Annotated in this window: 9 protein-coding genes; 8 read left to right on the top strand and 1 reads right to left on the bottom strand. The window is 32.7% G+C overall.

Going from position 1 to position 13,077, the window contains the following annotated elements; all coding sequences use genetic code 11:
• The first annotated feature begins 140 nt into the window (after window positions 1-140).
• Window positions 141-350, top strand: coding sequence for a hypothetical protein (locus EAG11_RS06405; protein WP_129538441.1), 210 nt, complete (start codon window positions 141-143; stop codon window positions 348-350).
• 148 nt (window positions 351-498) lie between these two features.
• Here EAG11_RS06405 and EAG11_RS06400 read toward each other — a convergent pair whose 3' ends face one another.
• Window positions 499-2,043, bottom strand: a complete 1,545-nt coding sequence (locus EAG11_RS06400) for a hypothetical protein (protein WP_129538440.1) — start codon at window positions 2,041-2,043, stop codon at window positions 499-501.
• A gap of 155 nt (window positions 2,044-2,198) precedes the next feature.
• Here EAG11_RS06400 and EAG11_RS06395 point away from each other — a divergent pair, with 155 nt between their 5' ends.
• The 7 genes from EAG11_RS06395 (at window position 2,199) to acs (ending at window position 12,973) form a co-directional block, all read left to right on the top strand.
• Window positions 2,199-3,374 carry a 2-isopropylmalate synthase gene (locus tag EAG11_RS06395; RefSeq protein WP_129538439.1) on the top strand — a complete coding sequence of 392 codons (1,176 nt, stop codon included), beginning with the start codon at window positions 2,199-2,201 and terminating at the stop codon, window positions 3,372-3,374.
• A gap of 46 nt (window positions 3,375-3,420) precedes the next feature.
• A complete protein-coding gene (gene leuB, locus EAG11_RS06390; RefSeq protein WP_129538438.1) occupies window positions 3,421-4,539 on the top strand; it encodes a 3-isopropylmalate dehydrogenase in 1,119 nt (372 codons plus the stop codon).
• 279 nt (window positions 4,540-4,818) lie between these two features.
• Complete coding sequence (gene ilvD, locus EAG11_RS06385) at window positions 4,819-6,492, top strand: dihydroxy-acid dehydratase (RefSeq protein WP_129538437.1); 1,674 nt, start codon at window positions 4,819-4,821, stop codon at window positions 6,490-6,492.
• A gap of 172 nt (window positions 6,493-6,664) precedes the next feature.
• Window positions 6,665-8,353 carry a biosynthetic-type acetolactate synthase large subunit gene (gene ilvB / locus EAG11_RS06380; protein WP_129538436.1) on the top strand — a complete coding sequence of 563 codons (1,689 nt, stop codon included), beginning with the start codon at window positions 6,665-6,667 and terminating at the stop codon, window positions 8,351-8,353.
• Between the two features lie 84 nt (window positions 8,354-8,437).
• A complete protein-coding gene (gene ilvN, locus EAG11_RS06375; RefSeq protein WP_129538435.1) occupies window positions 8,438-8,962 on the top strand; it encodes an acetolactate synthase small subunit in 525 nt (174 codons plus the stop codon).
• A gap of 75 nt (window positions 8,963-9,037) precedes the next feature.
• The gene (gene ilvC / locus EAG11_RS06370; RefSeq protein WP_129538434.1) at window positions 9,038-10,507 is read left to right on the top strand and encodes a ketol-acid reductoisomerase; all 1,470 of its coding nucleotides are present in this window, start codon (window positions 9,038-9,040) and stop codon (window positions 10,505-10,507) included.
• 558 nt (window positions 10,508-11,065) lie between these two features.
• On the top strand, window positions 11,066-12,973 hold the full coding sequence (gene acs, locus EAG11_RS06365; RefSeq protein ID WP_129538433.1) for an acetate--CoA ligase: 1,908 nt from the start codon (window positions 11,066-11,068) through the stop codon (window positions 12,971-12,973).
• Window positions 12,974-13,077 lie beyond the last annotated feature (104 nt).

The raw sequence follows: 13,077 nt of genomic DNA, 5'->3' as shown, positions 1-13,077 counted from the left end.
ATTTAAAAACAAGTAATTTATAAAAATATTTTTTTTAATTTAGACAGTACCAAATTAAACCATAAAAGTTTAATTATTAACAAACTAAAAAGCGTAATCCGAAAAGCTAAAGAGTAGGAAAAAATTAAATTATTACAATTATGAAAAATTTAAAAAACCTAAAAAACATTGAAATTATTACTAATGCTGCTCAAAAACTTATTTTCGGAGGTGTAAAACTCCCATATGTAAATCCAACAATCGGCTTATGCGATAGATTGTGTGGAGAAGCAGGAGGAGTACTATCTAATACACCAGGAAGAGGTGATGTTTGCTTACAGGGAACATCAACATGCTGTTATTGCAGATAATAAAATATACAAGAAAGACTTCCATAAGGAAGTCTTTCTTTTTAATATGTATAAGAAAAACAAACTAAAAAACTTGTTTTTTTAAGCTAAGAAAATCCGTCTCAGCTCTTAGTACCTCAGAAACTTAGTTTCTTAGAACCTAAAAAAACTACCTATTAATAAGCTTCGCTTTTTCCTTCATAATATCAGCAATTTTTCGATTCTCAATTTTGCTTTCAAGCCATGAAATAATATCCAAATATAAAAAAGCTCTTTTTTCATAAGTATTTTTTTCTAGCTCAATAAAACGCTCACGCATCTTTATAAATTCCTTCTTGATATCATTAGGATAGAAATTATTTAGATTCTTTAAGAACTTAATAATTTCTTTCTGCACTTCGTGTAAGTCATTCATTTTCAATAAAAACTTATACGTGTTTTTCAATTGATTCTCTAAATAATAATCTTTTCCTAATTCGTAATGAACAATAAGACACAATATTCGGGAGAAACACATTAAGTCTTCACGCATCGAAAGATTTTTATTATTTATAATTTTCTCTAAATAAAATATAGACTCATTATACTTCTCATTACCAAAATAAATACAAGCAATTTTATAAAAGAACAACATTTCGTGATGCTCATCAAGATGCTCATTATGCAACTTTATTTTATCTAAAATTTCAGGAATCAAATATTCACTTTCAGCAAAAGATGCATCAAGAATATGATAGTTTAGTTTATTGTTATACAGATATAAGAACGACAATGAAGCAACATTATCATTAACTGGAAAACGGGGATCATTAATAGTTTCTTCTAATAAAGTCAAATACTTCTTGAAATTCGATTTGTACTTTAACATATAAAGTGACTCCAAGAAATAATTATTCCCTTTTAAAAAGAATACAGGATTCAGATAAATCATATTTGGATTATCATAAAATAAGGTAACCCATTTATAAGAATATTTATAGCTAGCTAAAAAATCCTGAACCAAGAAACTACGCCATAAATTGGCATTATAAAACCAATATTTTTCACGGAAACCAAACTTACTTTCGTCTAATTTGGCAATATGTTTGTTAAAGTAATCATCAATATATTTATATTCTTCATCACTCTTTACATAACCAGTTTTTAGCATTATACCATATAACTGTAGAGACAGATTAGAAAGCTTACTAGAAATTGTATTGCGATAATTTAATTCTTTGGCCTGAATTACTAATTCGTCTGCACGTCCTTGAATACTTCGCGTAATGTACTGAGACTCGATTAATTTCTCAAATTCAACAATTTCATACGCCATATATTTTTCGTCGTTCTCCATTGCTTGTATTTTGGTTTTATCCAAAATCTTCAAGCTCTGTTTATACAAACCTTTATTATATAGGATAGCAGCAAAATCAATTTGCTCACGTAGTTGATAACGAATGTTTTGACTAGGAATATTCAGGCGAATACTAACCAAAATCTGTTTGTATAGATACGATTTCAGATTAGATAATTGTACTTTTTTAATAATTCCACTTTTCAAAATAAGCTTCTCATCATAGACTTCAGATTTGTCTAAAATATTAAAAAGCTCGATAAATTTTGTATTTGAGCTCGTCTCTAATCGACTAGCAAAAATCTTAAATTGTCTCTTTTCTGATTTGGAAAGGGATTTTATTAATACAAATAAAAAATCTTTTTGATGGTTAGCCATTGTAAAATATAATAATGTAATTTATTGATATTCAGGTAGTTAATAACTTTTAAATTGTGTTATGAACAGTATATTTTCATTATAATGAATTTCATACTAAAGTAATACAATATATGTTTGTTATCAGGATGTGAAATTACATTAAATATATTAAAATGAATAGAGAGAAAGTTCAAATTTTTGACACCACCTTAAGAGATGGCGAACAAGTCCCAGGATGTAAGTTAGATACAAAACAAAAGTTAGTGATAGCAAAGCGCCTGGATGAAATGGGAGTTGATATCATTGAAGCTGGTTTTCCTGTGTCTAGTCCAGGAGATTTTTTATCAGTCTCTGAGATTTGCAAAATTGTAGAGAACGCCACCGTCTGTGGTCTTACAAGAGCAGTAAAAAATGATATAGATGTTGCAGCTGCAGCATTAAAACATGCAAAAAAACCAAGAATCCATACAGGAATCGGAACTTCTGAATCTCACATCCTCCATAAACTAAACACAACCAGAGAAGATATTATAGCAAGAGCAAAATTTGCCGTATCACACGCCAAATCATATGTAGAAGATGTAGAATTTTATGCCGAAGATGCTGGTAGAACTGATAATGCATTCCTTGCAAAAGTTTGTGAAGAAGTAATAAAATCAGGTGCTACTGTGCTTAATATTCCAGATACAACAGGATATTGCTTGCCAGAGGAATATGGAGCAAAAATTAAATATTTAAAAGAAAACGTAAAAGGTATTGAAAATGTAATTCTTTCATGCCATTGTCATAATGATTTAGGAATGGCAACAGCAAATTCAATTGCAGGAGCTATAAATGGAGCAAGACAAATCGAATGTACGATTAATGGTATTGGAGAAAGAGCCGGAAATACAGCGCTAGAAGAAGTAGTGATGATATTTAAACAACATCCTTACTTAAATCTAGATACCAATATTAATACAAGACAGTTAAACGAAATGAGCCGTTTAGTATCTGAAAGTATGGGAATGATTGTACAACCAAATAAAGCCATAGTAGGAGCAAATGCTTTTGCACACAGTTCAGGAATTCACCAAGATGGCGTAATAAAAAACAGAGCAACATACGAAATCATGGATCCACTAGATGTAGGAGTAAATGAATCTTCGATTATACTTACAGCAAGAAGCGGAAGAGCGGCATTAGCATATCGCGCTAAGAAAGTAGGCTACGAACTTACCAAAGTGCAATTAGACATTGTATATGTCGAGTTTTTAAGATTTGCAGATATTAAAAAAGAAGTTTTAGATGAAGATATTCATCAAATCATAGAAGCTTGTAAAATAGAAAGTGAATTAGTTAGAAGCTAATTATAAAAAATAAATTAAGATTTAAATACATAAAGAACGAGGCATTATGAATTTGAAAATAGCAGTTTTATCGGGTGACGGAATCGGACCAGAGGTAATATTACAAGCAAAAAAAGCATTATACGCTATAGGCGAGGTATACAATCATGAATTTGTTTTTGAAGATGCACTCATGGGAGCAATTGCAATCGACAAAACAGGAAATCCATTACCAGAGCAAACTTTAAACCTTTGCCTGAATACTGATGCTGTACTATTTGGTGCAATCGGAGATCCTAAATATGATAACAATCCAAATGCAAAAGTTCGTCCGGAGCAAGGACTATTAAAACTGCGCAAAGAACTTGGTTTATTTGCAAATATTCGTCCAATAAAGCCATACAAAGCATTATTAGATGCATCTCCTTTAAAAAGAGAAATTATCGAAGGTGCTGATTTTACTATTTTCAGAGAATTAACAGGAGGAGCCTATTTTGGTGAGAAAAAACTAAACGAAGCAGGAACACAAGCCTCAGATTTATGTGAATACTCAGAAGAAGAGATTACAAGAATTACACATTTAGCTTTTAAAGCCGCACAAAATCGTCGTAAAAAAGTAACAATGGTTGATAAAGCCAATGTATTAGAAACTTCAAGATTGTGGAGAAAAGTTGTAAAAACGGTAAGTGAGGATTACCCAGATGTAACTTTAGACTTTTTATTTGTAGATAATGCCGCAATGCAAATCATTCTTAATCCAAGACAGTTTGATGTTATTTTGACAGAAAACTTATTCGGAGATATCTTATCAGATGAGGCAAGTGTTATTACAGGTTCAATCGGATTATTAGCATCAGCATCATTAGGAGGGAAAAATGCGCTTTTTGAACCAATTCACGGATCCTATCCGCAAGCAAAAGGGAAAAACATCGCTAATCCTATAGCATCAATACTATCGGCAGCCATGTTATTAGAACATTTTGGACTTTTTAAAGAAGCAAATAAAGTTTACGAAGCAGTAGAGAAAGCAATTGAATATCAAGTAGTAACAATTGATTTAAAATCAGATTCAAAATTTGGAACAAACGAAGTAGGTGAATTCATTTCAAATTTTATTTTAAGCAAAGATGACTTGCTTTATTTCAATAATGATAACGTACATATCGGACAGTCTACGATTGTTTAATGTATTTTGTTAAAATCATGATATTAATCACAAGAAGAAGTTGAAATGTTGAGATTTTATTTTTTTAGTAGTTTTAGTTTTTATACATTTGACACATCTAAAAAATAAACATGAGAATTTCAATTATTATTATTTCTGTCATTAATGTCAATGTGGTAATCACATATACATAGGGGAATGGTATAAATATAATTGAAAAATAATATTATAAACCTTCCAAATATTGGAAGGTTTTTTTTTGAATAAAAATTAAAAAAACGAAAATACAAAAAACACATAATGGAATTAAATAAGTACAGCAAAGTCATTACTCAAGACCAAACACAACCAGCAGCACAAGCAATGTTATATGGAATTGGTTTAACTGAAGAAGATTTAAAAAAGGCACAAGTTGGGATTGTAAGCATGGGTTATGAGGGAAACACATGTAACATGCACCTGAACGATTTGGCTAAAGATGTCAAAAAAGGAGTAGGAAATGCTGATTTAGTCGGATTGATTTTTAACACTGTTGGTGTAAGTGATGGAATCTCAAACGGTACTGACGGGATGCGTTTTTCATTGGTTTCACGTGATGTTATTGCCGATTCTATTGAAACTGTTATGGGAGCACAATGGTATGATAGTTTAATTGCTATTCCTGGTTGCGATAAAAATATGCCAGGTGCTTTAATTGCTATGGGAAGAGTAAATCGCCCAGCACTTATGGTTTATGGAGGATCGATTCATTCAGGAAAATGGAAAGGAGAATCACTAAATATTGTTTCAGCTTTTGAAGCTTTAGGAAAAAAATTCCAAAATACGATTACAGATGAAGATTTTAAAGGAGTAATTCAAAATGCTTGCCCAGGAGCTGGGGCATGTGGCGGAATGTACACAGCCAACACTATGTCATCGGCAATTGAAGCATTAGGAATGAGTTTACCATTTAGTTCTTCATATCCCGCATTAAGCAATGAAAAAAAACAAGAATGTCTTGACGCAGGAAAAGCAATTAGAGTATTATTAGAAAAAGATATTAAGCCAAGAGACATTATGACTCATAAGGCTTTTGAAAATGCTATTACACTCGTAGCTGTTTTAGGAGGTTCTACAAATGCAGTAATGCACTTAATTGCAATGGCACATTCAGTTGATGTTGAAATTACGTTGGCAGATTTCCAAAGAATTAGTGATAAAACACCAGTTCTTGCAGATTTAAAGCCAAGTGGAAAATACATGATGGAAGATTTACATGATGTAGGAGGAGTACCAGCAGTAATGAAATATTTATTAAAAGAAGGATTCATACACGGAGATTGTTTAACCGTAACAGGAAAAACAGTAGCCGAAAATTTAGCTTCTGTACCAGATTTAAATGATGGACAAGAAGTAATTTTTGAAATTCAAAAGGCATTAAAACCAACTGGAAACATCCAGATATTATACGGAAATCTAGCTTCAGAAGGAGCGGTTGCCAAAATTAGTGGAAAAGAAGGGGAATATTTTGAAGGAACAGCAGTCGTTTTCGAAAGCGAATTTGATGTTATTCCAGGTATTCAAGCCGGAAAAGTAAAACCAGGAGATGTAGTCGTCATCAGGTATTGTGGGCCAAAAGGTGGTCCGGGGATGCCTGAAATGCTAAAACCTACATCGGCTATTATAGGAGCTGGATTAGGAAGTAGCGTTGCTCTTATCACAGATGGCAGGTTCTCTGGAGGTTCACATGGGTTTGTGGTAGGACACATAACACCAGAAGCTTATGATGGTGGTGGTATAGCTTTAGTACAAGATGGAGATTTAATTACCATTGATGCTATTAAAAATACAATCAACCTGAAAATATCTGACGCAGAATTTGACGAAAGAAAAGCCAACTGGATTCAGCCAGCTTTAAAAGCATCAAAAGGAGTATTACTTAAATATGCAAGATCGGTGTCAAGCGCTTCTACAGGTTGCGTTACCGATAAATAATTTTACAATAACAATTTCAAAAATCAATAGCAATGACGATACAATAACAAAAAATTAAAAGCAATAAAATAGTAAAAATCAATTTATAAGTTATCATTGAATTTGATTTTTGACATTGTGATTAAATTTTGAAATTGATTTTTGACATTGACATTGAAAAAAACAATATACTATGAAAATATCAGGTGCAGAAGCTGTTATCAGATGCTTATTAGAAGAAGGAGTAGACTTGGTTTATGGATATCCGGGAGGAGCAATCATGCCAGTTTACGACGAATTATATAAATTTAAAGATCAATTACACCACGTTCTTGTACGCCATGAGCAAGGAGCAACACATGCAGCGCAAGGATATGCAAGAGCAACAGGGAAAGTCGGAATCGCAATTGCAACATCTGGCCCAGGAGCAACAAATTTGGTAACAGGAATTGCCGATGCTCAAATTGATTCCACACCAATGGTTTGCATCACAGGGCAAGTAGGCAAACACTTATTAGGATCAGATGCTTTTCAGGAAACAGATATTATCGGAATTTCAACTCCAGTAACCAAATGGAATTACCAAGTTACCGAAGCTTCAGAAATTCCTGAAATTATAGCAAAAGCATTTTATATTGCAAAATCAGGTCGTCCAGGTCCAGTTTTAATCGATATAACAAAGAATGCGCAATTTGATGAATTCGAATTTAGCTATAAAAAATGTACTGGAATAAGAAGTTATAATCCAGTTCCTAAATTAAAACTTGATAAAGTTGCAGAAGCAGCTGAATTAATCAATAAAGCCAAAAAGCCTTTTATCGTTTTTGGTCAAGGAATTATTCTTGGTCAAGCCGAAGAACAATTAAAAGCATTAATTGAAAAAACAGGAATCCCAGCGGGTTGGACAATATTAGGGCTTTCAGCTTTACCCACAGACCATCCATTAAACGTGGGAATGTTAGGAATGCATGGTAATTACGGTCCAAACTTACTAACTAATGAATGCGATGTATTAATTGCATTAGGAATGCGTTTTGATGATCGTGTTACCGGAAATTTAGCCACGTATGCTAAACAAGCAAAAGTGATTCATTTTGACATTGATCCAGCCGAAATAGATAAAAATGTTAAGACAGAAGTAGCCATTTTAGGAGATGTAAGAGAAGCTCTGGATGCATTACTTCCGTTAATCGACAATAACAAACATGAAGGTTGGCACAATATCTTCAAAGAAAAACATCAAATCGAATTTGATTCGGTTATAAAAGAAGAATTAAATCCAACAAATAATAAAGGTATTTCGATGGGTGAAGCCATGGAAATGATTAACAAACACTCTAAAGGAGATGCAATAATTGTTTCAGATGTTGGTCAACACCAAATGTTTGCTTGCCGTTATGCAAAATTCAACACAACCAAGAGTAATGTTACTTCTGGAGGATTAGGAACAATGGGATTTGCATTACCTGCTGCAATTGGAGCAAAAATGGGAAGACCTGATCGTGAAGTTGTTGCTATTATTGGAGATGGAGGATTCCAAATGACTATTCAGGAATTAGGAACCATTTTTCAGACCAAAGTACCAGTAAAAATTGTAGTACTTAACAATGAGTTTTTAGGAATGGTACGTCAGTGGCAAGAATTATTTTTTGACAACAGATATGCTTCAACAGAAATGATTAATCCAAACTTTGTTGCTATTGCTGAAGGATATTATATCCAAGCAAAAAAAGTAACAAAACGAGAAGATTTAGATGCGGCCGTAGCAGAAATGATGGCTTCAAAAGATGCCTATTTCTTAGAAGTTATGGTTGAAAAAGAAAATAATGTATTCCCAATGATTCCAACAGGAGCATGTGTTTCTGACATCAGATTAAGCTAAATAAAGAAGTTTAAAGTTTCAGGTTTAGTTTCAGGTTGCAATTTGGAACGTGAAATATGAAACAAAAAAAAACTAAAAGACAACATGGAAAACAGAACATTTACCATTTCGGTATACTCAGAAAATAATGTGGGCTTGTTAAATAGAATATCCGGAATATTCTTAAAGCGTCACATTAACATATTAAGCCTAAATGTTTCAGAATCAGAAATAGACAATGTTTCAAGATTCATTATAGTTGTAGAAACAACAGAAAAATGGGTTAAAAATATTGTTGGACAAATAGAAAAACAAATCGAGGTAATAAAAGCTTTTTATCATACAGATGAAGAAACCATTTATTTAGAAAATGCTTTATTCAAGATCCATTCAAATTTGTTATTTGATGAAAAACAAATTCAGAATATCATCAAAGAAAGCCAATCTACAATTGTAACCGTTTCACGCGATTTCTTTGTGATTTCAAAATCAGGAAGACGTTCAGAAATTGAAGAAGTACACGCTAAGCTGAAACCATACGGAATCATGCAGTTTGTACGCTCAGGAAGAATTTCGGTTTCTAAAGAAAAAATGGAAGTATCCACATTACTAGAATCACTAAAACTATAATCGGTTTCAGTTTTCAATACCAACTAACTTATACAATTATTAAATTTCACATTCATTAAATATTTTTTAAAAAAAATGGCAAATTATTTTAACACATTACCACTAAGATTACAACTAGAACAATTAGGCGTATGCGAATTCATGGAACAATCAGAATTCGCTGATGGAATTGCTGCTTTAAAAGGAAAAAAAGTAGTTATCGTAGGTTGTGGAGCCCAAGGCTTAAACCAAGGTTTAAACATGAGAGATTCAGGACTTGATATTTCTTATGCTTTACGCCCAGATGCAATTACAGAAAAAAGAGCTTCTTATAAAAACGCTGCTGAAAATGGTTTCAAAGTAGGTACTTATGAAGAATTAATTCCAACAGCTGATTTAGTATGTAACCTTACTCCAGATAAACAACATACAGCTGTAGTTACAGCAATTATGCCATTAATGAAAAATGGTTCGACACTAGCATACTCTCATGGTTTTAATATCGTGGAAGAAGGAATGCAAATTCGTAAAGACATTACTGTAATTATGTGTGCTCCTAAATGCCCGGGTTCTGAGGTTCGTGAAGAATACAAAAGAGGATTTGGTGTACCAACACTAATTGCAGTTCACCCAGAAAATGACCCTAATAATTTAGGATTAGATCAAGCCAAAGCATACGCTGTAGCAACTGGAGGACATAAAGCAGGAGTTTTAAAATCATCATTTGTTGCCGAAGTAAAATCGGATTTAATGGGAGAACAAACTATTCTTTGTGGAATGTTACAAACTGGATCAATCTTATGTTTTGACAAAATGGTCGAAAAAGGAATCGAGCCAGGATACGCTTCAAAATTAATCCAATACGGATGGGAAACTATCACCGAAGCTTTAAAACATGGTGGAATCACCAATATGATGGATCGTCTTTCAAATCCTGCAAAAATTGAAGCTTATGAAATTGCAGATGAATTAAAAGACATTATGCGTCCATTATTTCAAAAACACCAAGACGATATTATGTCTGGAGAATTCTCTAGAAACATGATGATTGACTGGGCAAATGACGATGTTAATTTATTGACTTGGAGAGCAGCAACAGGAGAAACAAACTTCGAAAAAACTGCCCCAACAGAAGCTCCTATTTCAGAACAAGAATATTTCGACAATGGAGTATTAATGATTGCAATGGTTAAAGCGGGTGTAGAATTGGCTTTTGAAACAATGACAGAAGCGGGTATTATTGAAGAATCAGCATATTACGAATCATTACACGAATTGCCTTTGATTGCAAATACAGTAGCAAGAAAGAAATTATACGAAATGAATAGAATTATATCGGATACTGCCGAATATGGTTGTTATTTATTTGATCACGCTTGCAAACCATTATTGACCGATTTTATGAAAACTGTTGATACAAATGTAATCGGAAAACCATTTTCAACTTCAAACGGAGTAGACAATGCGGTACTTATTGCAGTAAACAAAACTATTCGTCAACACCCTATCGAAGAAGTAGGAGCCTGGTTAAGAGAATCAATGACCGCAATGAAAAAAATTGGATAATTAATGGGATTTCAACCTAAGTTGAAGTTTGCGCTGTATCTCTATTTTTATATAATATTTTGAATTAGTAAGCACTTATTAAGATAATATGGATATAGATGCATATTACTTTCACTTAACTACAAACGAGGAGATAGTTAAGTGGAGTAATACCTAATAAGAGACAGAATTAGTTCCGTCTTTTATTCTCCAATTAAATTAATAATGCTGCTACTATTCTCAAAAAATTAGAGAAGATATCTTAAGATACAGAATATAAGATTATTGCCTTTCATCTAGTATAGATAATAAAATAATTGTTTAATAATTCATCTATATCAATGTTTTCAGGCACTAAAATTAATTGTTGTTAATCTTGTTAATACTAAAGGCATGATAAATGATATCATGCCTTTTTTCATGTTAAGCAAATTTATCTAGTAATCACTAAATTTTAAACAATTGCAAATTAATTGCCATATTTTAAATGTATATTACATTTTTTTGTCATTATTAATAAATTAAATAGTTTTAAGAATAGAAAGAGATTTAATACTTTTATAAAAAAATTGAGAAACAATGAGTTATTACAAAATTGAAAATTTAGAACAATATTTTAAACACTACAATAAATCTGTTCGTGAGCCAAGAAAATTTTGGGGAAAAATAGCAGAAGAAAATTTCACATGGTACCAACAATGGGAAAAAGTTGTCGATTTTAATATGGCAGATGCAGAGGTAAAATGGTTTTCTGAAGCAAAAGTAAACATTACCAAAAACTGTATTGACAGACATTTAAGTAAAAGAGGAGAAAAAACAGCAATAATATTCGAACCAAACGACCCTTCAGAAAGTTCATTACACATATCTTATAATGAGCTGTACGAGAGAGTGTCAAAAATGGCTAATGTTTTACGTGAACAAGGAATAAAAAAGGGAGACAGAGTTTGCATTTATTTACCAATGATTCCCGAATTGGCAGTTTCAATTTTGGCATGTGCACGAATTGGAGCAATACATTCAGTAGTATTTGCAGGATTTTCAGCTTCAGCTGTAACAGCAAGAATAAATGATAGCGAATGCAAAATGGTTATCACTTCTGATGGAGGATACAGAGGTAATAAAACGATTGATTTAAAAGCAATTGTTGATGAAGCATTAGAAACATGCCCATGCGTTACCAACGTTTTGGTTGTCAAAAGAACACAAACTGATGTAAAAATGAAAGAAGGACGTGACCAATGGTTACAACCGCTTCTAGACGCTGCATTAGATTATAATGTTGCAGAAATTATGGATGCTGAAGATCCTTTATTCATCTTATACACATCGGGTTCTACAGGAAAACCTAAAGGAATGGTTCACACCACTGCAGGTTATATGGTTTACACAGCTTATACATTTAAAAACGTGTTTAGTCATGAAGAAAATGATATTTTCTGGTGTACTGCAGATATTGGTTGGATAACTGGTCACTCATACATATTATACGGACCGTTACTAAATGGAGGAACTACTGTAATTTTTGAAGGAGTTCCATCGTATCCAGATTTTAGTCGTTTTTGGGAAATTATCGAAAAACACAAAGTAACTCAGTTTTATACAGCACCAACAGCAATACGTTCGTTAGCAAAAGAAAGCTTAGATTATATCCAAAAGTATCCTTTAAAATCGCTTAAAGTAATCGGATCAGTAGGAGAACCTATAAACGAAGAAGCATGGCACTGGTACAATGATCACGTAGGAGATAAAAGATGCCCTGTTGTAGATACTTGGTGGCAAACAGAAACTGGAGGAATTATGATTTCACCAATTGCATTTGTTACACCTACAAAACCAACATATGCAACGTTACCTCTTCCAGGAATCCAACCCGTTTTAATGGATGAAAAGAGAAATGAAATAGAAGGAAACCAGGTTGTTGGAAGTTTATGTATTAAATTCCCATGGCCAGGAATCGCCAGAACTATCTGGGGCGATCACCAACGTTATAAAGACACTTATTTCTCAGCATTTCCAGGAAAATATTTCACAGGTGATGGAGCATTAAGAGATGAAGTAGGTTACTACAGAATCACTGGTAGAGTAGATGATGTTGTTATTGTTTCAGGCCATAATCTAGGAACAGCTCCAATTGAAGATGCAATCAACGAGCACCCAGCTGTAGCAGAATCTGCAATTGTCGGATTCCCACATGATATAAAAGGAAATGCATTATATGGTTTCGTAATCTTAAAAGAAACTGGAGAATACAGAGACAGAGCAAACTTAAGCAAAGAAATCAACCAATACATTTCAGATCACATTGGCCCAATTGCTAAGTTAGATAAGATTCAGTTTGTATCTGGTTTACCAAAAACACGCTCTGGAAAAATCATGCGTAGAATTCTACGTAAAATAGCAGAAGGAGATTATTCAAACTTTGGTGATATTTCAACATTATTGAATCCAGAAATTGTAGAAGAGATCATGAAAGAAAAAATCTAACATATTTCCAAAATAAATACTAAAGCTGCCTCAATATTTCTGAGGCAGCTTTTTTTATTTGAAAATGATTTTTCTATTAAGAAATTACTTAAATTAGCAATAGT

The sequence above is a fragment of the Flavobacterium sp. 140616W15 genome, from assembly GCF_003668995.1.
GTDB lineage: Bacteria > Bacteroidota > Bacteroidia > Flavobacteriales > Flavobacteriaceae > Flavobacterium.
This window is presented reverse-complemented; position numbering and strand designations above follow the sequence as displayed.